Annotated in this window: 21 protein-coding genes; 9 read left to right on the top strand and 12 right to left on the bottom strand. The window is 60.2% G+C overall.

Annotation, left to right across the window (positions count from 1 at the left end; translation table 11 throughout):
* Window positions 1–37: 37 nt before the first annotated feature.
* The 4 genes from DBY73_RS05990 to DBY73_RS05975 form a co-directional block, all read right to left on the bottom strand.
* Complete coding sequence (locus tag DBY73_RS05990; RefSeq protein ID WP_112010281.1) at window positions 38–937, bottom strand: Dyp-type peroxidase; 900 nt, start codon at window positions 935–937, stop codon at window positions 38–40.
* Between the two features lie 92 nt (window positions 938–1,029).
* The gene (locus DBY73_RS05985; protein ID WP_112010280.1) at window positions 1,030–1,605 is read right to left on the bottom strand and encodes an RpoE-regulated lipoprotein; all 576 of its coding nucleotides are present in this window, start codon (window positions 1,603–1,605) and stop codon (window positions 1,030–1,032) included.
* A 63-nt stretch (window positions 1,606–1,668) separates the two neighbouring features.
* The gene (locus DBY73_RS05980) at window positions 1,669–2,118 is read right to left on the bottom strand and encodes a DUF2919 domain-containing protein (protein ID WP_112010279.1); all 450 of its coding nucleotides are present in this window, start codon (window positions 2,116–2,118) and stop codon (window positions 1,669–1,671) included.
* Window positions 2,105–2,530, bottom strand: coding sequence for a GNAT family acetyltransferase (locus DBY73_RS05975; protein ID WP_112010278.1), 426 nt, complete (start codon window positions 2,528–2,530; stop codon window positions 2,105–2,107). The genes DBY73_RS05980 and DBY73_RS05975 overlap by 14 nt, the downstream gene beginning before the upstream one ends.
* Before the next feature lie 212 nt (window positions 2,531–2,742).
* Here DBY73_RS05975 and amiA point away from each other — a divergent pair, with 212 nt between their 5' ends.
* Together amiA and hemF are read left to right on the top strand one after the other, a co-directional pair.
* Complete coding sequence (amiA, locus tag DBY73_RS05970; RefSeq protein WP_112010277.1) at window positions 2,743–3,618, top strand: N-acetylmuramoyl-L-alanine amidase AmiA; 876 nt, start codon at window positions 2,743–2,745, stop codon at window positions 3,616–3,618.
* On the top strand, window positions 3,618–4,517 hold the full coding sequence (hemF, locus tag DBY73_RS05965) for an oxygen-dependent coproporphyrinogen oxidase (protein WP_112010276.1): 900 nt from the start codon (window positions 3,618–3,620) through the stop codon (window positions 4,515–4,517). Before amiA ends, hemF begins: the two co-directional genes overlap by 1 nt.
* Window positions 4,518–4,632: 115 nt before the next feature.
* Here hemF and maeB read toward each other — a convergent pair whose 3' ends face one another.
* A complete protein-coding gene (maeB, locus tag DBY73_RS05960) occupies window positions 4,633–6,912 on the bottom strand; it encodes an NADP-dependent oxaloacetate-decarboxylating malate dehydrogenase (RefSeq protein WP_112010275.1) in 2,280 nt (759 codons plus the stop codon).
* A gap of 291 nt (window positions 6,913–7,203) precedes the next feature.
* Between maeB and tal the strand changes: the two genes are divergently transcribed.
* Window positions 7,204–8,154, top strand: a complete 951-nt coding sequence (gene tal / locus DBY73_RS05950) for a transaldolase (protein ID WP_112010273.1) — start codon at window positions 7,204–7,206, stop codon at window positions 8,152–8,154.
* A 19-nt stretch (window positions 8,155–8,173) separates the two neighbouring features.
* Window positions 8,174–10,162 (top strand): transketolase, encoded by a 1,989-nt coding sequence (tkt, locus tag DBY73_RS05945; RefSeq protein WP_112010272.1) that lies wholly within the window; start codon window positions 8,174–8,176, stop codon window positions 10,160–10,162.
* Window positions 10,163–10,209: 47 nt separating this feature from the next.
* On the opposite strand, the gene DBY73_RS05940 is transcribed toward tkt, so the two are convergent.
* The 3 genes from DBY73_RS05940 to aegA form a co-directional block, all read right to left on the bottom strand.
* On the bottom strand, window positions 10,210–11,253 hold the full coding sequence (locus tag DBY73_RS05940) for a DUF1176 domain-containing protein (RefSeq protein WP_112010417.1): 1,044 nt from the start codon (window positions 11,251–11,253) through the stop codon (window positions 10,210–10,212).
* Between the two features lie 109 nt (window positions 11,254–11,362).
* Window positions 11,363–11,953 carry a GDP-mannose pyrophosphatase NudK gene (gene nudK / locus DBY73_RS05935; protein WP_112010271.1) on the bottom strand — a complete coding sequence of 197 codons (591 nt, stop codon included), beginning with the start codon at window positions 11,951–11,953 and terminating at the stop codon, window positions 11,363–11,365.
* Window positions 11,954–12,022: 69 nt separating this feature from the next.
* Entirely contained in the window at window positions 12,023–13,999 is a 1,977-nt protein-coding gene (aegA, locus tag DBY73_RS05930) for a formate-dependent uric acid utilization protein AegA (RefSeq protein WP_112010270.1), read from the bottom strand.
* A 151-nt stretch (window positions 14,000–14,150) separates the two neighbouring features.
* Between aegA and narQ the strand changes: the two genes are divergently transcribed.
* Both narQ and acrD read left to right on the top strand, forming a co-directional pair.
* Window positions 14,151–15,848, top strand: a complete 1,698-nt coding sequence (gene narQ, locus DBY73_RS05920; RefSeq protein WP_112010269.1) for a nitrate/nitrite two-component system sensor histidine kinase NarQ — start codon at window positions 14,151–14,153, stop codon at window positions 15,846–15,848.
* Between the two features lie 108 nt (window positions 15,849–15,956).
* Window positions 15,957–19,070, top strand: a complete 3,114-nt coding sequence (gene acrD / locus DBY73_RS05915) for a multidrug efflux RND transporter permease AcrD (protein WP_112010268.1) — start codon at window positions 15,957–15,959, stop codon at window positions 19,068–19,070.
* Between the two features lie 108 nt (window positions 19,071–19,178).
* Here the strand turns inward: acrD and ypfM are convergent, their stop codons facing one another.
* The gene (ypfM, locus tag DBY73_RS05910; RefSeq protein ID WP_100780840.1) at window positions 19,179–19,238 is read right to left on the bottom strand and encodes a protein YpfM; all 60 of its coding nucleotides are present in this window, start codon (window positions 19,236–19,238) and stop codon (window positions 19,179–19,181) included.
* A 386-nt stretch (window positions 19,239–19,624) separates the two neighbouring features.
* On the opposite strand from ypfM, the gene DBY73_RS05905 reads away from it, so the two are divergent.
* The 3 genes from DBY73_RS05905 to DBY73_RS05895 are packed head-to-tail and all read left to right on the top strand — an operon-like array spanning window position 19,625 to window position 21,335.
* The gene (locus DBY73_RS05905) at window positions 19,625–19,981 is read left to right on the top strand and encodes an ArsC family reductase (RefSeq protein ID WP_112010267.1); all 357 of its coding nucleotides are present in this window, start codon (window positions 19,625–19,627) and stop codon (window positions 19,979–19,981) included.
* 3 nt (window positions 19,982–19,984) lie between these two features.
* Window positions 19,985–21,112: a succinyl-diaminopimelate desuccinylase gene (dapE, locus tag DBY73_RS05900; protein WP_112010266.1), complete on the top strand. Its 1,128-nt coding sequence runs from the start codon at window positions 19,985–19,987 to the stop codon at window positions 21,110–21,112.
* Between the two features lie 25 nt (window positions 21,113–21,137).
* Entirely contained in the window at window positions 21,138–21,335 is a 198-nt protein-coding gene (locus DBY73_RS05895) for a hypothetical protein (RefSeq protein ID WP_112010265.1), read from the top strand.
* Between the two features lie 101 nt (window positions 21,336–21,436).
* On the opposite strand, the gene ypfH is transcribed toward DBY73_RS05895, so the two are convergent.
* From ypfH to DBY73_RS05880, 3 genes are all read right to left on the bottom strand, one after another.
* On the bottom strand, window positions 21,437–22,132 hold the full coding sequence (ypfH, locus tag DBY73_RS05890) for an esterase (RefSeq protein ID WP_112010264.1): 696 nt from the start codon (window positions 22,130–22,132) through the stop codon (window positions 21,437–21,439).
* A gap of 73 nt (window positions 22,133–22,205) precedes the next feature.
* Entirely contained in the window at window positions 22,206–24,179 is a 1,974-nt protein-coding gene (locus tag DBY73_RS05885) for a GNAT family N-acetyltransferase (RefSeq protein ID WP_112010263.1), read from the bottom strand.
* Entirely contained in the window at window positions 24,179–25,048 is an 870-nt protein-coding gene (locus DBY73_RS05880) for a neutral zinc metallopeptidase (RefSeq protein WP_112010262.1), read from the bottom strand. Before DBY73_RS05880 ends, DBY73_RS05885 begins: the two co-directional genes overlap by 1 nt.
* Window positions 25,049–25,132 lie beyond the last annotated feature (84 nt).

Below are 25,132 nucleotides of genomic sequence, written 5' to 3'. Positions count from 1 at the left end.
CCCCGCCCCTCTCCCACAGGGAGAGGGAGTAAAGCCATTACAGCGCCAGCAGGCGCTCCACTGACGGCGCGAAGTAGTAACCACCGGTCACCGGTTTGGTGAAGCGCAGCATGGCATCGCGCTTGCCGTCGGTATCGCCAAACATGCTCAGCAGCTGCTGTTCGATGTTGTACAGGCGCGCGCAGTAGGCGCAGAAGTAGAGGCCATGCGTGCCGCTCGCGGTGCCGTACGGCAGGCTCTGACGAACGATTTTCAGCCCCTTGCCGTCCTCTTTAAGGTCAACGCGGCTCAGGTGAGACGTGACCGGACGATCGTCGCCGTCGATCTCTTCGTTAGCCTCTTTGGTACGGCCAATCATCATCTCCTGGTCATGCACGCTCATGCGGTTAAGCTGCTTGAGGTTATGCTCCCAGCGCTGCACGAACACGTAGCTGCCGCCCGCGTCCACGCCGTCTTTGATCACCGCCACGTCGCGACGGATTGCTTCGCCCGCCGGGTTTTCAGTCCCGTCAACAAAGCCGCTCAGATCGCGCTCTTCCACCCAGCGGAAGCCGTGAACCTCTTCCTGCACGTCGATGCTGTCGCCAAATGCCTCAACCGCCGCCTGGGCCACGGAAAAGTTCACGTCATGGCGCAGGGAGAGAATGTGGATCAGCACGTCGTACTGCGTTGCAGGCGCCAGGCCTTTACCGTAAGGGATAAAGTCCTTCAGCTCTTCAGCGCCTTCGCCGCCGCTCAGCTGGCGCCAGACGGTGTTGCCGAAGGCGACAACCGCGCCGAGATGCGCGTCCGGGAATTTGGCCTGGAACGTCGCCAGCTTATCAATAAACACCCTACTGGCCGCACGCAGGGCATCCACATCCCCTTTAAGATTGGCTTCAATCCAAATCGCCGCGCGGCAATGTTCTGGCAAAATGCCGCTCTGAACCTGAGACATCGCTCCTCCTGAAATAAAGATGCCACGTCAGCGTGGCATTGATGGCGGCTATTATACCCGGATTTCAGCAGGGCAGTTTGTTCAGGCGCAAATTACTGCTGCCAGATAATCTTGCTCACTTTCCAGCTCTTTAACGTGTCGTCAGACGGCATTAGACCTTCCGGCCCGCTCCACTCGCCTGTGAAGAGATAGCGAATATGCTGGCTCCCTTGCGCCTTACACTCCACCGCCACGCTCTCGGCGGAAGGGACGCTGGTGCAGTTCCCGAAGGCCTTTTGATAAAGCTCGCTAAACGGCGTACCGACCTTCACGCCGCTCGCCGTCGGGATCTCTTCATCCATCACCGCCACGCGGTTTACCGTGCCCTTATCGCCGTTAATCACCAGCGCCAGCTTGTCGCCTTTCAGCGCTTCAAAATAGCGCACAATGTTGCCGCTCTCGGTTTTCATGCCGCTGCGCAGGCGGTAGTCGCTGCCCAGAGCTTCCTGGATAGCGTCCTGATCCAGCGCGGTGGCGGCGGTGATGTTGCCCACGCCCTGCTCGGTGACTTCCGTTGAGGAACCAAACCAGTTCCACGGATACGCGGCAGACCAGTTGATGGAGGAAAGCGTGGAACAGCCGGTTAGCGCCAGCGGAAGCGCGCATAAAACTAAACGCAGCGATTTCATTGAAACGTCCTTTCTTGTTAATTCAACGCTTGTTGGAGTGCGGCATCGGCAAAAAGTGCCGGATTAATCATCCTGATGCCTAAAACAGGCGCGAAGACGAGGATTCGTCAGCAGCCACAGCAGCGCAACGATATCCGCCACCACCAGCGCGATACCGATGCCCGTAAGCGGTTCACCGTACCACCAAAGCACCGGCTGCCAGATGAGTAGCGCAATCTGGGCAAGGATCAGCAGCCAGCGCAGCGCGGCCCACAGACGTGGAATGACCTGCCGCCGACCGCTGCAAAGAAACGCCAGCACCGCCGGGACGCCCGGCAGCAGGCCCAGCCAAAACGCGTCATGATCGGGGTAAAACAGATTGAGCAGGGTATCGCCCTGCCCGCGCGACGCGCCGGCCATCACGAACAGCACCCAGGTTCGCGCCTGCAGCAGGAGGACGCACCAGAATAAAAGCGGCAGGCGAAGACGGCCGTGGCCGTCATAATCGCCGGGGTGAAACTCAGTACTCTTCATCTTCGATCAGGCGCTTTCCTAAACTCAGCACGTCAGAATGCTCGTAGCCCAGGCGTTCATACATGCCCAGCACTACGTCGTTATCTTCGCGCACCATGATCTGAATTTTCGGGCAGCCGCGGGCAATCAGCTTCTTCTCCAGACGGTTAAGCAGCGCGTTGGCGATGCCACGCCCGCGAAATTCCGGATGCACGCCCAGATAATAGGCCGATCCGCGATGGCCGTCGTAGCCCCCCATCACCGTCCCCACCACTTCGCCGTTGACCTCGGCGACCAGGAACAGGCTGACGTCGTGGTTCAGCTTGCGCTCAATATCCATCTCCGGATCGCTCCACGGACGCAGCAGATCGCAGCGCTCCCAAAGGGTGATCACCTCTTCGAAATCTTCCTGGCGAAAAACGCGTATCTCCATGGTCTTAACCGCCTTTTCGGGTTTAAAAACAGTGATTATGGCGTGAACGGCGCGTTTCGCCAATATCCGGGGAAAAACTCGCCAAAATTTGGCATAATGTCACTTTGTCACGTATTGAAATGAAAAGTAAAACAATTCTCAATAAGGACTGTCGTAACGCCAAACGCGATACGATATAACACCAGGACCCCAATTTTTACAATTCAGGCCGCATGAGCACATTCAAACCATTAAAAGCACTCACATCGCGTCGTCAGGTTCTCAAAGCGGGGCTGGCGGCCTTAACGTTAACGGGCATCGCACAGCAGGCGCAGGCTAAGGAAGAGGCGACGCTAAAAACCAGCAACGGACACAGCAAGCCCAAAGCCAAAAAAGCGGGCGCAAAGCGGATTGTCATGCTCGATCCGGGCCACGGCGGGATCGATACGGGTGCTATCGGGCGCAACGGCTCAAAAGAAAAACACGTCGTGCTGGCGATTGCAAAAAATGTCCGGTCGATTTTACGCAGCAACGGCATTGACGCCCGCCTGACGCGCTCCGGCGATACGTTCATTCCCCTTTACGACCGCGTAGAAATCGCTCACCAGCACGGCGCGGATCTGTTTATGTCGATCCATGCCGACGGCTTTACCAACCCTTCCGCAGCGGGCGCATCGGTGTTTGCGCTCTCCAACCGCGGGGCCAGTAGCGCCATGGCGAAATACCTCTCCGACCGTGAAAACCGCGCGGATGAGGTGGCCGGGAAAAAGACCACCGACAAAGATCATCTGCTGCAGCAGGTGCTGTTCGACCTCGTTCAGACCGACACCATCAAGAATAGCCTCACGCTCGGCTCGCATATCCTGAAGCGCATCAAGCCCGTTCACCGTCTGCACAGTAAAAGCACCGAGCAGGCCGCGTTTGTGGTGCTGAAATCGCCGTCGATTCCGTCGGTACTGGTGGAAACGTCGTTTATCACCAATCCTGAAGAAGAGCGTCTGCTCGGCACGACCGCCTTCCGCCAGAAGATTGCCAACGCGATTGCCTCCGGGGTAATCAGCTATTTCAACTGGTTCGATAACCAAAAAGCGCACTCCAGGAAACGTTAATGAAACCGAATGCACAGCGGGTAAAAGCGTTCTTGCTTCAGCTGCAGGATGAGATTTGCCAAAAGCTGACCGCGCTGGACGGCGGTGAGTTTCAGGAGGACAGCTGGCAGCGCGAAGCGGGCGGCGGCGGGCGCAGCCGTGTGCTGCGCAACGGCGGCGTCTTTGAGCAGGCCGGCGTTAACTTCTCTCACGTTCACGGCGACGCCATGCCTGCGTCGGCGACCGCCCATCGGCCCGAACTTGCGGGCCGCAGCTTCGAGGCGATGGGCGTTTCGCTGGTGGTGCATCCTCACAACCCGTTCGTGCCCACCAGCCACGCCAACGTGCGCTTCTTTATTGCCGAAAAACCAGGGGCCGATCCGGTCTGGTGGTTTGGCGGCGGGTTCGACCTCACGCCCTACTACGGCTTTGAAGAGGACGCGGTGCACTGGCACGCCACCGCGCGCGACCTCTGCCTGCCGTTCGGTGAAGACGTTTACCCGAAATACAAAAAGTGGTGCGACGACTATTTCTACCTCAGGCACCGCGACGAGCAGCGCGGCATCGGCGGGCTCTTCTTCGACGATCTGAATACCCCGGATTTTGATACCGCGTTCCGCTTTATGCGGGCGGTGGGTGAAGGTTTTACCGACGCCTACCTGCCAATTGTCGAGCGTCGTAAAAATACCGACTACGGCGTGCGCGAGCGCGAGTTTCAGCTCTATCGCCGCGGGCGCTACGTGGAATTCAACCTGGTGTGGGATCGCGGCACGCTGTTCGGCCTGCAGACCGGCGGGCGCACGGAGTCGATTTTAATGTCGATGCCGCCGCTGGTGCGCTGGGAGTACTGCTACGAGCCAAAAGAAGGCAGCCCGGAGGCTGCCCTGAGTGAGTTTATTAAGGTTCGGGACTGGGTGTAACCCCCCCCCTCACCCTAACCCTAACCCTCTCCCCTGAGGGGAGAGGGGACAGCTCCGAGCCGTCTTTTCACCCTCGCCCCTTTGGGGAGAGGGCCGGGGTGAGGGGTGGGTTTAATTACAGCGGCTGCGTCTGCGCCTCCACCACCGCCAGCGCCACCATGTTCACAATGCGGCGCACGGAGGCAATCGGCGTTAACACATGCACCGGTTTCGCCACGCCCATCAGCACCGGCCCCACGGTCACCCCTTCAGAGCTGGAGACGCGCAGCAGGTTGTAGCTGATACGCGCCGCTTCTACATTTGGCATAATCAGTATGTTGGCCGACCCCTTCAGCGGGCTGTCCGGCATACGCTCGCTGCGGATGCTCTCCACCAGCGCGGCATCTCCGTGCATCTCGCCGTCAATCATCAGCTCCGGCGCGCGCTCGCGCACCAGCTCCAGCGTCTGGCGCATTTTGCAGGCCGCAGGTGATTTAGACGATCCGAAGTTAGAGTGCGACAGCAGCGCCACCTTCGGCTCGATGCCAAAGCGGCGCACGGTTTCCGCCGCCATTACGGTAATCTCCGCCAGCTGTTCCGGCGTCGGGTCGTCGTTAACGTAGGTATCGGCGATAAAGGTGTTGCCGCTCGGCAGCAGCAGGGCATTCATCGCCCCGGCGGTATGCACGCCGTCGCGATAGCCGAAAATCTCCTGCACCACGCTGAAGTGCTCGTGATAGTCACCGATGGTGCCGCAGATCAGCGCATCCGCCTCGCCGCGATGAACCATGATCGCGCCGATCACCGTGGTGTTGCTGATAACCGCCTTCTGCGCCTGCTCCTGGGTGATCCCGCGACGCTTCATGATCGCGTAGTATTCGTTCCAGTACTCTTTGAAGCGCGGATCGGATTCGTTATTGACGATCTCAAAGTCGACGCCCGGCTTAATCTGCAGGCCCAGCTTCTGGATGCGCATCTCGATCACGCTCGGACGACCGATCAGGATCGGCTTCGCCAGCCCCAGGCTCACCAGCTCCTGGGTCGCATGCAGCACGCGCGCCTCTTCCCCTTCCGCCAGCACCACGCACTTCGCGTCGGCGCGCGCCTGGGAGAAGATCGGCTTCATAAACAGGTTGGTTTTGTAGACAAACTCGGTGAGCTTATCGACGTAGGCGTCGAAATCCTCAATCGGCCTCGTCGCCACGCCGGAGTCCATCGCCGCTTTCGCCACCGCGGGCGCGATCTTCACAATCAGGCGCGGGTCGAATGGTTTTGGAATGATGTAGTCCGGGCCGAAGCTCAGATCCTGATCGCCATACGCGGACGCCACCACTTCGCTCTGCTCGGCGTGGGCCAGCTCGGCAATCGCGTGCACCGCCGCCAGCTTCATCTCTTCGTTAATTGCCGTTGCGCCCACGTCCAGCGCGCCGCGGAAGATGAACGGGAAGCAGAGCACGTTGTTGACCTGGTTCGGGTAGTCCGAACGCCCGGTACAGATGATCGCGTCTTCACGCACCGCTTTCGCCAGCGGCGGCAGAATCTCCGGCTCCGGGTTCGCCAGCGCCAGGATCATCGGCGCGCGCGCCATCTTTTTCACCATCTCCTGGGTCAGCACTTTCGGGCCAGAGCAGCCGAGGAAAATATCCGCACCGTCGATGACGTCCTCAAGCGTGCGTTTGCCATCGTCCTCCACCGCATAGGCCGCTTTGGTTTCCGCCATATTTGGCTCGCGGTCTTTGTAAATAACGCCCTTGGAGTCGCAGACCACAATGTTGTGCTTCTGCATGCCGAGCGCCACCAGCAGGTTCATACAGGCGATGGCCGCCGCGCCCGCGCCGGAGACCACCATCCGCACGTCGGAGAGGTTTTTCTCTACCACGCGCAGGCCGTTCAGAATGGCCGCCGTGCTGATGATCGCCGTACCGTGCTGGTCGTCATGGAACACGGGAATGTTCATACGCTCGCGCAGCTTCTGCTCGATGTAGAAACATTCCGGCGCTTTGATGTCTTCCAGGTTGATGCCGCCGAACGTCGGCTCCAGCGCGGCCACCACGTTAATGAATTTATCGGGATCAAGCTCGTCCACTTCGATATCGAACACGTCGATACCGGCGAATTTCTTGAACAGAACGCCCTTCCCTTCCATCACCGGCTTGCCGGCAAGCGCGCCGATGTTGCCCAGGCCCAGCACCGCCGTACCGTTGGAAATCACGGCCACCAGGTTGCCGCGCGCGGTGTATTTATAGGCCGCCAGCGGATCTTTTTCGATCTCAAGACACGGAGCCGCGACGCCCGGCGAATAGGCCAGCGCCAGGTCGCGCTGGGTTGCCAGCGGTTTGGTCGGGGATACCTGAATTTTGCCCGGGACAGGAAACTCGTGAAAATCGAGGGCACTTTGCTTCAACTGCTCATCCATCTTGTTATTCCTTTCTCGTATCGGTCAAAAAGGGTGAGGTTTGCGATCCTGATGTACACCCTGGAGTGCCGCCTAGTATCGCCGCAGGCGACCTCCTAAACTTTGAAGGCTGCCAAACTCTCACCATTGCGAAACAAAAATTGTTATCAATTTATAACAAGCATGTTACCCGTCTCAGAAAGCAATGCCTCCCCCGTCTGCTATGCTTTTTTGTTAAGTCCATCATGATTTTTCCAGAAGTGTGAACTAACGCACTCGGCTAACTCTTTTATTTCCAAGGAGTAATGACGTATGAACCAACTTGACGGCATCAAACAATTCACCACCGTGGTCGCAGACAGCGGCGATATCGAGTCGATTCGCCACTATCAGCCTGAAGACGCGACCACCAACCCTTCGCTGCTGCTGAAGGCGGCAGGGCTTTCCCATTTCAGCCACCTGATAGACGACGCCATCGCGTACGGCAAGCAGCGCGGGAAGACGCAGGAGCAGCAGGTCGCCGAGGCGAGCGACAAGCTGGCGGTCAACTTCGGTGCGGAAATTCTGAAAAGCATACCGGGACGCGTCTCAACCGAGGTTGACGCTCGCCTCTCGTTCGACAAGGAAAAAAGCATCGCCAAGGCGCGCCGCCTGGTTGAGCTTTACCAAGAGCAGGGAATCGACAAAGCGCGCATCCTGATCAAGCTCGCCTCCACCTGGGAAGGGATACGCGCCGCCGAGGTGCTGGAGAAAGAGGGCATCAAGTGCAACCTGACCCTGCTGTTCTCCTTTGCTCAGGCGCGCGCCTGCGCCGAAGCGGGCGTGTTCCTCATCTCACCGTTCGTCGGGCGCATCTACGACTGGTATCAGGCGAAGCAGCCGATGGACCCGTACGTGGTGGAGGAAGATCCGGGCGTGAAGTCGGTGCGCAACATCTACGATTATTTCAAACAGCACCGCTACGAAACCATCGTGATGGGCGCCAGCTTCCGCCGCACCGAGCAGATCCTCGCCCTGGCGGGCTGCGACCGACTGACCATCTCACCTGACCTGCTGAAAAAACTGCAGGAGAGCGAAGAAACGGTGATCCGCAAGCTGGTCCCGACCTCAACCGTGTTACCGAAACCCAAAGCCATGACGGAAGCGGAGTTCCGCTGGGAGCACAACCAGGACGCAATGGCCGTCGAGAAGCTGGCGGACGGCATCCGCCAGTTCGCCGTTGACCAGCGCAAACTCGAAGATCTCCTTGCCGCCAAACTTTAACCTTGCCACGGAGTGAACTATGTCCCGTAAAGAGCTCGCCAACGCCATCCGCGCCCTGAGCATGGATGCTGTACAAAAAGCCAATTCCGGCCATCCCGGCGCACCGATGGGCATGGCCGATATTGCCGAAGTGCTGTGGAACGACTTCCTCAAGCACAACCCAAACGACCCGACGTGGTACGACCGCGACCGCTTTATTCTCTCGAACGGCCACGCCTCGATGCTGCTCTACAGCCTGCTGCACCTCACCGGCTACGATTTGCCGCTTGAGGAGATCAAAAACTTCCGCCAGCTGCACTCAAAAACGCCTGGCCACCCGGAGATTGGCTACACGCCGGGCGTGGAAACCACCACCGGGCCGCTCGGCCAGGGGCTGGCCAACGCCGTCGGCCTGGCTATTGCCGAACGCACGCTGGGCGCGCAGTTCAACCAGCCGGACCACGACATCGTCGATCACTACACGTACGTGTTTATGGGCGACGGCTGCCTGATGGAAGGGATCTCCCACGAGGTCTGCTCGCTGGCGGGCACGCTGGGGCTCGGCAAGCTGATCGGTTTTTACGATCACAACGGTATTTCCATCGACGGGGAGACCAAGGGCTGGTTTACCGACGATACGGCGAAGCGCTTCGAGGCCTACCGCTGGCACGTGGTCCACGAAATTGACGGCCACGATCCGGAGGCGGTGAAAAAAGCGATTCAGGAAGCCCAGAGCGTGAAGGATAAGCCGTCGCTGATTATCTGCCGCACCACCATCGGCTTCGGCTCGCCGAACAAGGCGGGTAAAGAAGAGGCGCACGGCGCGGCGCTGGGCGAAGAAGAGGTGGCGCTGACCCGCCAGAAGCTGGGCTGGAAATACCCGGCGTTCGAGATCCCTAAAGAGATCTATCGGGCGTGGGACGCGCGCGAAGCGGGTGAAGAAGCACAGCACGCCTGGAACGAGAAGTTTGCCGCGTATAAAAAAGCATATCCCGAGCTCGCCGCCGAGTTTACCCGCCGCATGAGCGGCGGCCTGCCGGAAGACTGGGAGACGAAAACCCAGGCGCTGATTGAAGAGCTGCAGTCTAACCCGGCGAAGATCGCCACCCGCAAGGCGTCGCAAAATACCCTGAACGCCATCGGGCCGCTCCTGCCCGAGCTGCTGGGCGGCTCGGCGGACCTGGCGCCAAGCAACCTGACCATCTGGTCCGGCTCTAAGTCCCTGAAGGAGGACGTGGCCGGAAACTACATTCACTACGGCGTGCGCGAGTTCGGGATGACCGCCATTGCCAACGGCATCGCCCACCACGGCGGCTTTGTACCCTACACCGCCACCTTCCTGATGTTTGTGGAATACGCCCGCAACGCGGCGCGCATGGCGGCGCTGATGAAGGCGCGGCAGATTATGGTCTACACCCACGATTCGATTGGCCTTGGCGAAGATGGGCCCACGCACCAGGCGGTCGAGCAGCTGGCGAGCCTGCGCCTGACGCCAAACTTCAGCACCTGGCGACCGTGCGATCAGGTGGAAGCCGCCGTCGGCTGGAAGCTGGCGGTTGAACGGCATAACGGGCCGACGGCGCTGATCCTGTCGCGTCAGAACCTGGCGCAGATTGAGCGTACGCCGGAGCAGGTGAAAAACATCGCCCGCGGCGGGTACGTTCTGAAGGACAGCGGCGGCAAGCCGGACGTGATCCTGATTGCCACCGGTTCAGAAATCGAGATTACGGTGAAGGCCGCCGAGAAGCTGACCGCCGAAGGCCACGCCGTGCGCGTGGTTTCCCTGCCCTCTACGGATATCTTTGACGCGCAGGACGAGGCCTACCGCGAATCGGTTCTGCCATCCAACGTCGTGGCGCGCGTGGCGGTTGAGGCGGGCATTGCCGACTACTGGTACAAATACGTTGGCCTGAAAGGGGCGATTGTCGGGATGCGCGGTTACGGTGAGTCGGCCCCTGCCGATAAGCTGTTCCCCTATTTCGGCTTTACGGTTGAGAACGTGGTTGAGAAGGCGTTGAGCGTGCTTTAGTGCGGTCTTCGTTGCCGGGTAAGCGATAGCGCCACCCGGCAAAAAAACTACCGCGTGATCCACAGCGTGGGCCACGCGTCTGGCCCGTTCCAGCTATCGCAGCTTGGCTCTTCCGCATAGCGCACCAGGCGAAAGCGCTGGCCGTCAAAACGCCAGCGCGTCTGGATGCCGCAGTCACCAATGCCGCGCCCGAGCGCAAGCGTGGTTAACTCACGCGTTTTCTCATCAAAGCTGGCGTTCATCAGCTCCATCTCACTCTCCCCGCTGGCGGGCGTAAAGGGCAGGCGCAGCCTGACGCTGCGTGCCGAGAAGGGCTTTTTACGCGACACCACCCAGCCCAGATCGACGGTGTTGTAGGCTCCCGCCTCGCAGCTGACGATCAGCAGCGCCTTGTCGTCCGTTAGCGCGGTCACGCGCACTTCCCGACGGTTCGGATCGAGCGAGCACTGGCTGCTGTTCATCCGCCCGGTGCCGTAATCCAGCAGCGCGTTAAGCTCCTCGTGGGTGAGCGGCGTGGGCGTCGGGTTAACAACAGCGACCTTTTTCAGCGCCGGGGCCGGCGGCACGCTCAGGGGCGGCTCATCGCCTTTTTTAATCCACGCCGTTTCGCTGCCGACGCGCTTTTGCTGCGCGTCGATAAACAGCAGCGCGGCCTTCAGGCCGTTCAGCGAAACGATTTGCCTGCCGCCTCGCAGGGTCAGCGCCTGCCCTTCCTGAATCGTTTTCAGAAACGCGCCGATGGTCACCGCGTCATCCGTTTTTACATGCCACGGGGTGATTTGCCAGCGCTTCGGATCGAGCTTTAGGGGAGTGTTATCCAGCAGAAGGCGCGGCGCGATAGCGGGCTCTTTGACAAGCGGCGCGGAAAGCCCGTCCAGGTCGATACGCAGCGTTGCGTCCGTTTTCGCCCCGGCGCTTCGGCTGAGCGACATCACCAGACCGTGATGCTCGCCGGTGTTGCGGGCAACGCAAAAATTCTGGTTATTGCAGGTGACCTGCCAGTCGGTGAACGCCTGCTGGGCAGGCGCGGCCTGCGCCCACGGGGCGGGGAACAGGCAGGAAAGCAGGAGAAAAAAGAGGCTGTAGCGCATGGATGGCACGGTCCCGGAAACGAAAATGCAAATCTGGGCGGTATCTTCATGGACCATCCCGGCCCGCTCAATCGGATTTATCGGATAGATTTATCTGAAATATATTCTCTTATCGTTCGAAAGCGCCGTTCATCAGCCCGATGGTCTGGAGATACTGCAGTAAGATCACCGCCTTACCGTCCCTGATTTCACCGTTTTTCACCATCTCCAGCGCGCGGGCGAAGGGAAGCTCCAGCACCTCGATATCTTCATCCTCTACGCCACCGCCGCGATGAATACGCTGGGCGTCGTGATACTCGGCAATAAAGAAGTGCACAATCTCCGTCACGCCGCCGGGGGACATAAACAGCTCGAAGACTTTTTTAACCTCGCCCACTTCAAAGCCGGTCTCTTCCACGGCCTCTTTGCGGATACACACTTCCGGCTCATCGTCGTCGAGCAGGCCCGCGCAGGTTTCAATCAGCCGGCCGTCGGGATTGCCGTTCACCCACGTCGCAATGCGAAACTGACGAATCAGCACCACGCTCTGCTTTTCGCGATTGTAGAGCAGGATGGTGGCCCCGTTTCCGCGGTCGTAAACCTCACGCCTGTGGCGAATGACCTCGCCGTTCTGACGCGTTAAATCATAGGTAATGTTGCGCAGGACAAAGTAGTTTTCGGAGAGGATTTTGTCTTTGATTACGTCAATTTTCAGGGTCATACGGGCTCCACGGCAAAATGAGTGCCTGTAGTCTACGCCGTGAAGCCCGCCTTGTCGCCCGTCGAGGCGCTAGTGCCCTTTCGGCTGCTCTACTCCGAGCCAGTCCATCATGCCCCGCGCGGCGTGGCGACCTTCCGCCATTGCGGTCACCACCAGATCCGCGCCGCGCACCGCGTCGCCGCCCGCGAAAATTTGCGGGTTGGTCGTCTGGTAGCGATAGCGGCTTTCCACGGAGGCAATAATCCGCCCCCACGCGTCGGTATCCACGCCCTCGGCCTGAAGCCAGGGCATCGCGTGCGGGTTAAAGCCAAACGCCATAATCACCGCATCCGCAGGCATCACAAACTCGCTGCCCGCCACCGGAACCGGACGCCGCCGCCCCTGCGCATCCGGTTCGCCCAGCTCGGTGCGCAGCATCCGAATGCCGCTAACCCGCCCGTCCGGGGCAAGGACGATCTCTACGGGCTGAACGTTAAACTCAAAGCTCGCGCCCTCCTCTTTCGCATTTTTCACCTCTTTCTTCGAGCCGGGCATGTTGGCCTCGTCCCGGCGGTAGGCGCAGGTCACGTTCGCCGCGCCGTGGCGCAGCGCGGTGCGCACGCAGTCCATGGCGGTATCACCTCCGCCCAGCACCACCACGTTCAGCCCTTGGGTATTGATAAACGGCTCTCCGTCAGCGGGCGCAAGCCCCATAACGTTTCGCGTGTTCGCCGCCAGGAACGGCAGCGCGTCGTACACGCCCGGCGCGTCCTCGTTTGGAATGCCGGCCTTCATGGAGCGGTACGTGCCGACGCCAATAAACAGGGCGTCGTAGTCGCGCCGCAGCTGAGAGAGCGGCACGTCTTTGCCGACCTCGCAGCTCAGCGCAAAGTTGATGCCCATGGCGGTAAAGATTTCCCTGCGCCGCGCCAGCAGGGATTTATCCAGCTTAAAGGCCGGAATGCCGAACGTCAGCAGGCCGCCAATCTCCGGATGGCGATCGTAAACCGTCACGCTCACGCCGTGGCGCACCAGCAGGTCGGCACACGCCAGCCCGGCGGGGCCCGCCCCGACGATGGCCACCTTTTTATCCACCGGCCGGACGCCGGTCATGTCCGGCATCCAGCCGCTCGCCAGCGCCCGACCGGAGATATAGCGCTCAATATTGCCGATGGTCACCGAGCCGGAGGCATCGCGAAGCGTGCAGGCCCCTTCGCATAATCGGTCCTGCGGGCAGACGCGCCCGGTAATTTCAGGCAAACAGTTGGTCTGGTGAGACAGCTCGACCGCGCCCGCGATGTCGCCCGCCTTCACGCGCGCGATCCACTGCGGAATGTGGTTATGCAGCGGACAGGTCCACTCGCAGATGCTGTGCTCGCCGCACGTCAGGCAGCGCGAGGCTTCGCGCTGGGCCTGCTCAGCGCGAAACGGCAGGTAAATTTCGTTGAAATGGCAGGCGCGCTCTGCGGCCTTCAGCTTGTCCGGCTCGCCGCGCGGCGGGGTTAAGCGCATCTGCTGCCGCCTGGTTTGCGGTGCATCATGCTTCACCACCGAAGCGTGCCAGGGCTGCGCTTCTGAACAGGCCGTGCGCTGGCGGCGGGATTTTGCCAGCGCGTCCAGCGCCGCGGGGGTGGCCAGCGTAAGGACGTCCGCCGGGCAATTTTCGATGCAGGCGGGCCCCTGCGGGCGCGTCAGGCACAGATCGCACTTGTGCGCCGTGGCCTTCACGCTGCCGTTTTCCACCGGCGTGACGATGATCTCCAGAGTGCCGAACGGGCACGCCACCGCGCAGGCCTTGCAGCCAATGCATTTCTGCTGATTCACCTGTACGCTGTCATCGCGCCTGGCGATGGCGCCGTTAGGGCAGCTTTGTACGCAGGGGGCATTTTCGCAGTGGCGGCAGGTCACGGGACGCGCGTTAGCCCCGGATTTCATGACCATAATGCGTGGATGATAGTGGCGCTCGCTCAGAACATGCTCCTCGCCGTTGTGCGCCATCACGCAGGCGACCTCGCAGGCGCGACATCCGATGCATTGCTCACTATCAGCCATAATAAAACGATTCATAATGACACCTGTTTTTGGTTCAATAACCTTATTCTTTGTATGAATACCGTATTAAACCGGGGTGACCTCCTCTGGCAATGTTCACATGCCCAGAATGGCCCACTTTTCGCAGTGAACCTGTGGCAGATCAATTTTATTCAGGAAGCCGTTTGTGACCGTTAAACGACCCGTATCGGGAAGCCTGGCTCGGGCTTTCTTTTCGATTATTGTGTTGTCGATTCTGACCAGCGCCGTTGCGCTGCTCACGCTTGCCAGCAGCCAGCGCGATGCGGAAGCGATTAACATAGCGGGCTCGCTGCGCATGCAAAGCTACCGCCTGGGATATGAAATGCAGCGCGCCAGCCCGGCCATTGCGTCGCACCGGGAAAGCTGGCAGCAGGCCCTGAGCGCCCCGGCGCTGCGGGGGCTGAACCGCTGGTACGTGCCGGAGGACGTCAAGCAGCGCTACCAGCAGCTGCATCTGGCCTGGCAGGAGATGGACACGCATATCGCCCGCGGGGATATCGGCTGGTATCAGAACCACATTGAGGATTTTGTGGGCCGCATTGACGCCTTCGTTCTGGCGCTGCAGCACTACTCCGAGCATAAAATGCAGCGCGTGCTCCTGATCTCCCTGGCGGGAGGCGCGGGCATTTTACTGCTTACGCTTCTCACGCTGCGGGCGATACGCCGCACGGTGGTGGCGCCGCTCAATCACCTGGTCGCGGCCAGCGAGCGTATTGAGCAGGGGCAGTTCGACACGCCCGCGCCGGACACCGCGCTCCCCAACGAGCTGGGCCAGCTTTCCCGCGCGTTCAACCATATGTCCTCCGAGCTCCACACGCTCTACCGCTCGCTAGAGCAGTCAGTTGCTGAAAAAACGCAGCACCTGCATGAGGCGCACCAGCAGCTGGAAATGCTTTTTACCTGTTCGCAGGCGCTCAATACCGGCCAGATAGACGGCCACTGCTTCCGGCATATCCTGCAGATTGTCCATGAATACACCCGGATGAACTATCTGGAGCTGCGCACCCGCGACGACTGGCGGATCGCGGAAGGCGCCGCGCAGCCCGGCGCGCCGATGCACAGCCTGCCGGTGCTGATGCAGGATACTCTGTACGGCGAGCTGCGCTGGCAGAGCGAAACGGGCGAAGCCCTGCAGCCGCTGATGAAAAGCGTGGCGACCATGCTGGGGCGCGGGCTCTATTTCAACGAAGGACAGAAGCACTTCCAGCAGCTGCTGCTAATGGAGGAGCGTGCCACGATTGCCCGCGAGCTGCACGATTCCCTGGCGCAGGTGCTGTCGTATCTGCGCATTCAGCTTACGCTGCTCAAGCGCGCCGTGCCGGAGGATAACGCCCCGGCGCAGGCCATCATCACCGACTTTTCCCGCGAGCTGAACAACGCCTGGCGTCAGCTTCGCGAGCTGCTGACCACCTTCCGCCTGACGCTCAACCACGCCAACCTTCCGGCCGCGCTGCAGGAGTCGCTCGATAATCTGCAAAGCCAGACGCAGGCGATCCTTCGCCTCGACTGCCGCCTGTCGTCGCTGGCGCTGGATGCGCAAAAGCAGGTACATCTGTTACAGATTGTGCGGGAGGCGGTGCTTAATGCCATCAAGCACGCCGGTGCGAGCGAAATCACCGTCAGCGGGATCACCTCTGCCGACGGCACGCACACGGTGTCCATCCGCGATGACGGCATTGGCATCGGTGAGGCCAGCGAGCCGCCGGGGCACTACGGGCTGAACATCATGCGCGAACGCGCGGAGCGGCTTGGCGGCACCCTGCGCTTTTCGCAGCCGAAAGCGGGCGGAACGGAAGTCAGCGTAACGTTCCGCACGCCAGTGCCGGAGGGGGGAATAGTGTGATAATTTACATTATCTCCTTTATTTCTCCACGTTTGGCCTTGATCTTGCCGCTAAAGTTAGGCGAGCAATAGACAACAACGATATGCAGCAAAACGAGGTCACTTTTACATGGCGAATTTCTTCATCGATCGCCCCATTTTTGCCTGGGTGCTGGCCATCCTGTTGTGCCTGACGGGCGTCCTGGCAATTACGTCTCTTCCCGTTGAGCAATATCCCGATCTGGCACCGCCAAACGTGCGGATCACGGCAAACTACCCCGGCGCCTCGGCGCAGACGCTGGAAAACACCGTTACGCAGGTCATCGAGCAGAACATGACCGGGCTCGATAACCTGATGTATATGTCCTCGCAGAGCAGCGCGACCGGCCAGGCGACGGTCACGCTGAGCTTCACTGCGGGTACGGATCCTGACGAGGCCGTCCAGCAGGTGCAAAACCAGCTTCAGTCCGCGCTGCGCAAGCTGCCGCAGGCGGTGCAGAATCAGGGCGTGACGGTGCGCAAAACCGGCGATACCAACATTCTGACCATCGCGTTCGTCTCCACCGACGGATCAATGGATAAGCAGGACATTTCGGACTACGTCGCCAGTAACATTCAGGACCCGCTCAGCCGCATTAACGGCGTAGGGGATATCGACGCCTACGGCTCGCAGTACTCCATGCGCATCTGGCTTGATCCCAACAAGCTGAACAGCGTGCAGATGACGGCCAAAGACGTCACCGATGCCATAGAATCCCAGAACGCGCAGATCGCCGTGGGCCAGCTGGGCGGCACGCCGTCAGTGGATAACCAGGCGCTGAACGCCACCATTAACTCGCAGTCGCTGCTCCAGACGCCGGAACAGTTCCGCAATATCACCCTGCGCGTGAATCAGGACGGTTCGGAAGTGCGTCTGGGCGATGTCGCCACCGTGGAAATGGGGGCGGAAAAATATGACTACCTGAGCCGCTTTAACGGCAATGCCGCGTCCGGGCTGGGGGTGAAACTGGCCTCCGGCGCCAACGAAATGGCCACCGCCGAGCGCGTGCTGAGCCGGCTGGACGAGCTGTCGCACTTCTTCCCGCACGGGCTGGAGTACAAAGTCGCCTACGAAACCACCTCCTTCGTCAAAGCCTCCATTGAGGACGTGGTGAAAACCCTGCTCGAAGCGATTGCGCTGGTGTTCCTGGTCATGTACCTGTTCCTGCAAAACTTCCGCGCAACGCTTATCCCCACCATCGCCGTTCCGGTTGTGCTACTCGGCACCTTCGCCGTGCTGTATGCGTTTGGCTACAGCATTAACACCCTGACCATGTTCGCCATGGTGCTGGCCATCGGCCTGCTGGTGGATGATGCGATCGTAGTGGTGGAAAACGTCGAGCGCATCATGAGCGAGGAAGGGCTTTCGCCGCGCGAGGCGACGCGAAAATCGATGGGGCAGATACAGGGCGCGCTGGTCGGCATCGCGATGGTGCTCTCCGCCGTGTTTATCCCGATGGCGTTCTTTGGCGGCACCACCGGCGCGATTTACCGCCAGTTTTCCATCACCATCGTCTCCGCAATGGTGCTCTCCGTGCTGGTGGCGATGATCCTCACCCCCGCCCTGTGCTCAACCCTTCTCAAACCGCTGCACAAGGGCGAGCACCACGGCCAGAAGGGGTTCTTCGGCTGGTTCAACCGCATGTTCAACCGCAACGCCGCGCGCTACGAAGCGGGCGTGGGCAAAGTGCTTCACCGCAGCGTGCGCTGGATGGTGGTTTACGTGCTGCTGCTGGGCGGCATGGTCTTCCTGTTCCTGCGCCTGCCCACGTCGTTCCTGCCGCTGGAGGACCGCGGCATGTTTATCACCTCCGTCCAGCTGCCGAGCGGCTCAACCCAGCAGCAGACGCTGAAGGTGGTGCAGAAGGTCGAAAACTACTTCCATACCCAGGAAAAGGATAACGTGGTCTCCGTGTTCTCCACCGTCGGCTCCGGCCCCGGGGGCAACGGACAAAACGTGGCGCGCATGTTCGTGCGCCTGAAGGATTGGGATCAGCGCGACAGCGATACGGGCTCTTCATTTGCCATTATCGAGCGCGCCACCAAAGCCTTCAGCCAGATTAAGGAAGCGCGCGTCTTTGCCAGCAGCCCTCCGGCGATCAGCGGCATGGGCAGCTCGGCCGGGTTCGACATGGAGCTACAGGATCACGCGGGAGCCGGGCATGATGCGCTCATGGCCGCGCGCGACAAGCTGCTCGGCCTGGCGGGGAAAGAACCGCAGTTGACCCGCGTGCGCCACAACGGCCTGGACGATAGCCCCCAGCTGCAGGTAGATATCGACCAGCGAAAGGCCCAGGCGCTGGGCGTGTCCATCGACGATATTAACGACACGCTGCAAACGGCCTGGGGCTCAAGCTACGTGAATGACTTTATGGATCGCGGCCGCGTGAAGAAGGTGTACGTGCAGTCCGCGGCGAAGTACCGCATGCTGCCGGACGATATCAACCGCTGGTACGTGCGAAATAACGCCGGCGGCATGGTGCCGTTCTCCGCGTTTGCCACGTCCCGCTGGGAAACCGGCTCGCCGCGGCTGGAGCGCTACAACGGCTACTCGGCGCTAGAAATCGTGGGTGAGGCCGCGCCCGGCGTGAGTACCGGTACGGCGATGGACATTATGGAAAAGCTGGTCCAGCAGCTGCCGACAGGGTTCGGCCTGGAGTGGACGGCAATGTCCTATCAGGAGCGGCTCTCCGGCGCTCAGGCACCGGCGCTGTACGCGCTATCGCTGCTGGTGGTGTTCCTCTGCCTGGCCGCGCTGTATGAGAGCTGGTCCGTGCCGTTCTCGGTCATGCTGGTAGTGCCGCTTGGCGTCATCGGGGCGCTGCTCGCCACCTGGATGCGCGGCCTGGAAAACGACGTTTACTTCCAGGTGGGGCTGCTTACCGTTATTGGCCTGTCGGCGAAGAACGCGATTTTGATCGTCGAATTTGCCAACGAGATGAACGCCAAAGGACACGATCTGATGGCCGCCACGCTGCACGCCTGCCGTCAGCGCCTGCGCCCGATTCTGATGACCTCGCTGGCGTTTGTCTTCGGCGTATTGCCGATGGCGACCAGCACCGGGGCGGGCTCCAGCAGCCAGCATGCCGTAGGGACGGGCGTAATGGGGGGCATGATCTCCGCAACGATCCTCGCCATCTATTTCGTTCCGCTGTTCTTTGTGCTGGTGCGCCGCCGCTTCCCGCTGAAGCCAAAACCGGAATAATCGCGTGAAATAAAAAAGGCGGCTTTGATGGCCGCCTTTTTACTGTGTGATGGTTTCACACTATGGTTATTTTACTTATTTAAGTGCTTTTGCAATTCTTGCTGAATGTCATTTACGAAGCATGTCTTCGATAAAATCTTTCCAGTTCCCCAGTTCACGTTCAATCATAACAACCTCTCTTATTATTATGCGCATTCTACAAAACCCCATCATCATTGTGAAGACAATTTGACCAATCGCTGTGATTCCTCTCGGCTGCAACGCGGCTGTTGCGCTAAATATGCGCGTAAGCCTTTAAACTTTATGTGACGCATAGCAATATTTTGAAATAGCCACGCGGGGAGGCGAGTTTTTATTTTCCGCAAACTTTACGCACCCTTTAAACATTTTGGACATCTATGCTTAAATAGTGACAGCTTATTCGGCGTACATATGTATGCTGAATTAATGTACGGAATAAATTAAGCACAATCCTGAGTGTGTTATATTTCACTTAAGGATATATCCTCGAAATTATTGAACATTCGGGCCCCACAGGAACAAAAGGATTCATCATGGTTGTGATGTACGGCATTAAAAATTGCGACACCATCAAAAAAGCCCGCCGCTGGCTTGAAGCCCACAACGTTGAGTATCGTTTTCATGATTATCGCGCCGACGATCTGGATGCAGAATTTCTGCATAACGCGATCGGCGAGCTGGGCTGGGAAGCGCTGCTGAACACCCGCGGCACCACCTGGCGCAAGCTGGACGAATCCCTGCGTTCCGGCATTAATGATGCGGACAGCGCGGCAAACCTCATGCGTGAAATGCCGGCAATCATCAAACGCCCATTGCTCTGCGCGCCGGGGCGTCCTATGCTGCTGGGTTTTAGTGAAACCCTTTATTCAGACTATTTTGTTGAGGTGTAGTGTATGTCATGCCCGGTCATTGAGCTGACTCAGCAGCTTATTCGCCGCCCTTCCCTTAGCCCGGACGACGCGGGTTGTCAGGCACTCATGATTGAGCGCCTGCGCGCCACCGGCTTTACCGTAGAGCGCATGGATTTTGGCGACACGCAGAACTTCTGGGCATGGCGCGGCCAGGGCGAAACGCTCGCGTTTGCCGGGCACACCGACGTGGTTCCGGCTGGCGACGCGGACCGCTGGATTAACCCGCCTTTCGAACCTACCATCCGCGACGGCATGCTGTTTGGCCGCGGCGCGGCCGACATGAAAGGCTCGCTGGCGGCGATGGTCGTGGCGGCCGAGCGTTTTGTGGCCCAGCATCCCAACCATAAGAACCGCCTCGCGTTTCTGATCACCTCCGATGAAGAGGCCAGCGCGCACAACGGCACGGTGAAGGTTGTAGAAGCCCTGATGGCGCGTAACGAACGCCTGGACTACTGCCTGGTAGGCGAGCCGTCCAGCACCGAAGTGGTGGGTGACGTGGTGAAAAACGGTCGTCGCGGCTCGCTGACCTGTAATCTCACCGTTCACGGCGTGCAGGGGCACGTTGCTTATCCCCATCTGGCGGATAACCCGGTTCACCGCGCGGCACCGATGCTCAGCGAGCTGGTGGGCATCGAGTGGGACAAAGGCAATGAATTCTTCCCGCCAACCAGCATGCAAATCGCCAACGTGAAGGCCGGGACCGGCAGCAACAACGTGATCCCAGGCGATTTGTTCGTTCAGTTCAACTTCCGCTTCAGCACCGAGCTGACCGACGAAACGATCAAAGCGCGCGTCGTTGCGCTGCTGGAAAAATACCAGCTGCGCTACACCGTGGACTGGTGGCTTTCCGGCCAGCCGTTCCTGACGCAGCGCGGCAAGCTGGTTGATGCGGTGGTGAACGCTATCGCGCACTATAATGAAATTAAGCCACAGCTGCTGACAACCGGCGGCACCTCAGACGGACGCTTTATCGCCCGCATGGGCGCACAGGTTGTCGAACTGGGTCCGGTAAACGCCACCATTCATAAAATCAATGAGTGCGTCAACGCGGCGGATTTACAACTCCTGGCCCGCATGTATCAACGTATAATGGAGCAGCTCGTCGCCTGACGACTGCTCTGAGAAGGAATAGCGAATGGATTGGCTGACAAAATACTGGTGGATTCTGGTGTTGGTATTTCTGGTAGGCGTACTGCTTAACGTGATTAAAGACCTTAAGCGCGTTGACCACAAAAAGTTTCTCGCCAACAAGCCGGATCTGCCTCCGCACCGTGATTTCAACGACAAGTGGGACGATGACGACGACTGGCCGAATAAGGACCAGAAGAAGTAATTTCCATCCCCTCACCCCCAGCCCCTCTCCCCAAAGGGGCGAGGGGAGCTTTGTTCCCTCTCCCCTTTGGGGAGAGGGTCAGGGTGAGGGGCATATTTTCCTCACATAAACTCAACGATATCATCATCATTCGGCTTTCCGCCGCTGAGCGCCTCGTCGAAGTAATGCTTCGGCACGGTATAGCGCAGATGGTCGAGCGCGAACTGCATGCTGCGATCGTCAATCGCGTGGCCCAGATCCTCAACGATATCCAGCGTCACGTCTCCTCCGGCGCGTAACAGCGCCTCCTGAGCGGCAACCGCATGCGACAGCTCAATCACCCGGTCCTCGCCCCCGTGGATCAGGTGGATCGTGGTCTGAGTGGTGGCGCTCGTCGGTAGCGTCCCAAAGCGGCCGTTAAAGGCAATCACGCGGGAGACCAGGCCTGGCTGCGCTTTCACGCTCTCAAGAGACATGATTGATCCCTGCGAAAAGCCAATCAGCGCGGTGGCATCAGCGCCTACGCCGCTCTGCTGCTGCCAGTAGCGAACCGTGTCGATAAACGCGGGCATAACGGCATCGATGCGCGCCTGACGGGTCTCTTCCGTCACGCCCTGCACGGAAAACCACTGCCGCCCGTTTGGGCCGCAGGGCTCTACGCCGCCGATGCTGACGATCAGCGCGTCCGGAAAGATGGGCGCAAACCAGCTGCCAATCTGGCCCATGTTCACGGCATTATCGCCAACGCCATGAAACAGCAGCAGCAGCTGTTTTGCCGGTTTGTCGGGGCTTTGAACAACAAAATGGTCGTGTTTCATGGCGGTCTCCTTAATTGATGACCTGGATTCTACGCCTCTGGAGGGTAATGACCATGCCACTTTACTGAAGAAGTCATTGAAAAAATTGCCATTGCAAAATGTCGGCGTTGAGCTGACGGCTGCGCTTCGCGTCCAGGGTTTCCAGCGCCTCACGCGCCTCCTGGCGAAGCGCGGCGAGCAGGGCTTTTCGCCCCGAGAGCCCAAGCTTCGCGCAGAGGTGAACATCGTCCTTTCGCGCTTCGGCTTTACCCCGCAGCGCGGGCAGCGGCAGGCTAACCGCAAGCAGCAGGCGCGTCAGCGCCGCGACGGACGTTGAAAACGGCCGATGCGCCCAGGCGAACCCGGCAAGCTCCAGCCAGTCATCATCATTAAGGGTAGCTTCCCAGGCGTCGTCGACGGGGATCTTTTCGTCGTTCCACGCAGACAGTACGCGCGCATCGCGGCACAGGCGGCGATGCGCCTGCTCGCACAGCGCCTGCCCCGCCTCGCTGAGCGGCAGCAGCGCCATCGCCGTAAAGCAGCCGCTGCTGGCCTCGCGGTGGCTGCCCATGCGCACCATCACAAAACCGCACCGCCGCCAGAAATGCCACAGCGCGTCGGTGTAGCCAAAGCTGACCGAGAGGTAATCCTCGCCGCGGGCGTTGCTTATCAGCGCCTGACCGATTCCCTCCCGCTGACGGTGAGGATGAACGGCAATACGCGTCACCCTGCGCCCCCGGAGCGTCGCCGCCAGGGGAGACCCGCCGTGCGCGGCCAGGGACTGCGCCACCAGGTTGCCGCGCGGGCGCCGGAAACCTGCCCACACCGCGCGGCTAAGCCCTGCGCTTAAGCCGCCCTCATCCACCAGCCACAGCGCGCCCGCAAGCGACGTTTGCGCCTGTGCGATGGAAAAGTGCTGGCCCGGCGCGTCCATCATCCGGCGTAAATCCAGCGGCGACGTCCGGTAATGCGCCGCGCAAAGCAGTTCATAAACGCTGGCGATACGCGCGGGGTCGCTTTGCCACGCCTGCTGCTCCAGCGCGGTGAACTGCACCACGCCCTCAGGCCGATGGTCAATCAGCGTATCGTCGAAGAGCAGCGCATTGCTTACTACCCGCTCAAGCGGACAGCCTGCCGCCCAGCGCACGGGCGCGGACAAGCTATAGCGCCGCAGGCCCTCGAAGCGGGCGCAGAACTTCAGCAGGAACCCTCTGCCCGTCCCTTCATAGCCCTGAACGGTCGTGGTGAGCAGCACGCGCGGAAAGCGCTGGACCAGCTGCTCAAGCAGCGGACCGGGGATCGCTGCCGCTTCATCGACAATCAGCCAGTCGGCCGTCTGCGAAGAAGCCAGCAGCGCGTCCGGAGCCATAAAGCGGTATTTATCGCCGGCAAAATGGGCAATCACGTCCGTCGCCCCCTTTGCCGGACCGGTGACGATAGCGCTGCGCCGCGTGCGGTTCAGCAACATGCCGGCAAGCGCCGACTTCCCGCGCCCGCGCGGTGCCGTCACGGCAGCAATACCGGGCGGCATGCTCAACAGCGCATCCAGAATGGCAGCCTGTTCGCGCAGGGGCTCGCCCGTCGCCGGATGCCAGTCGGGCGCGTCAGAGGAGGAAAAAGAAGGCCGATCCTGATGCTGTTGCCACACGATCGCATCCGGATCGGCAGCGATCGTCCGACAAAAGTGGTGAACAAAATGGGGTGTGGCGATCGGTTCCGCGCTGTCGCTCCAGCGCACGGAGTCCGCGTCTGGCCGCTGCGCCCATTCTGAGAGCGGCGGGACCAGCAGCACCAGCAGGCTTCCGGCGCGCAGCGTGCCGCTCAGCGCGGCGAAGGCAGCGACGTCAAACCCGATGCGCGCGTCGAAAACGGCGTGGGTAAATTCGTGCCCCAGCAGACCGCTGAGGTTTTTTGGCGCGTTGCCATCCAGCCAGTGCCAGTCCCCCGGCACGCTATCGCGCAGCGCCTGCGCCTGTGAATCCCCCCACGCGCCATCGCCGCAGAGAACAATCAGCCTGCGATGGCCTTTGCGCAGCAGAAAATCCGCCAGGCGTTCAAACGACGCCATCACATGGCTTTGCCGAAGGTATTACACTGCGCCGGGTCTCCGCTGTCGAAGCCGCGCTTGAACCACGTGTAGCGCTGTTCGGACGTCCCGTGCGTGAAGCTGTCCGGCACCACGCGCCCCTGGCTCTGCTGCTGAAGCCGATCGTCACCAATTGCTTCTGCGGCGTTTAGCGCCTCTTCCAGATCGCCGGCCTCCAGCACGCCCTGCTTCTGCATGCTGTTACCCCAGACGCCCGCGAAGCAGTCTGCCTGGAGCTCCATGCGCACGGAGAGGCGGTTGACCTCCGCCTGAGAGGCGTTCTGCTGCATCTGGCGCACTTTTGGCTCGATGCCCAGCAGCTTTTGCACGTGGTGGCCCACTTCATGAGCGATGACGTAGCCCTGGGCAAAATCGCCGTCGGCGCCCAGCTTGTGCTTCATGTCATCATAGAAAGAGAGATCGATATAAACGGTGCCGTCAGCCGGGCAGTAAAATGGCCCCATCACCGACTGCCCGGTGCCGCAGCCCGTGCGCGTCGCGCCGCGGTACATTACAAGCTTAGGCTGCTGATAGGTACGCCCCATTTTCTCGAACTGCTGGCCCCAGGTATCTTCCGTGGTCGCGAGAATGACGGAGGTGAATTTGGCCGCTTCATCTTCATTCGGGCTGATGGAGCGCGGGGATTGCTGCTGCTGTTGCAGCGGTTGACCTGTCATCAGGCCGGTTAAATCGACGCCGTAGTAGCCCGCCACCAGCACCACGATCAGCAGAATGATACCGCCCTTTCCGCTCGGTAACCGAAAGCCCGGGCCGCCCATTGACGGGCCGCCGCCGCTACTGCTGCGTCTGTCTTCTACATTGTCACTTTCACGACGCCCTTGCCAGCGCATAACCACCTCGAAACGATTACATTATTAATAGCTATGATCGTAGGCGGTTAACGACAAGATTACCATAGTAAACAACGGTAAAAC

This window comes from Enterobacter sp. RIT418 (assembly GCF_003057745.1).
Classification (GTDB): Bacteria; Pseudomonadota; Gammaproteobacteria; order Enterobacterales; family Enterobacteriaceae; genus Enterobacter.
Note: the sequence above shows the minus strand (reverse complement) of the source record. Positions and strands in the feature narration are given on the sequence as shown.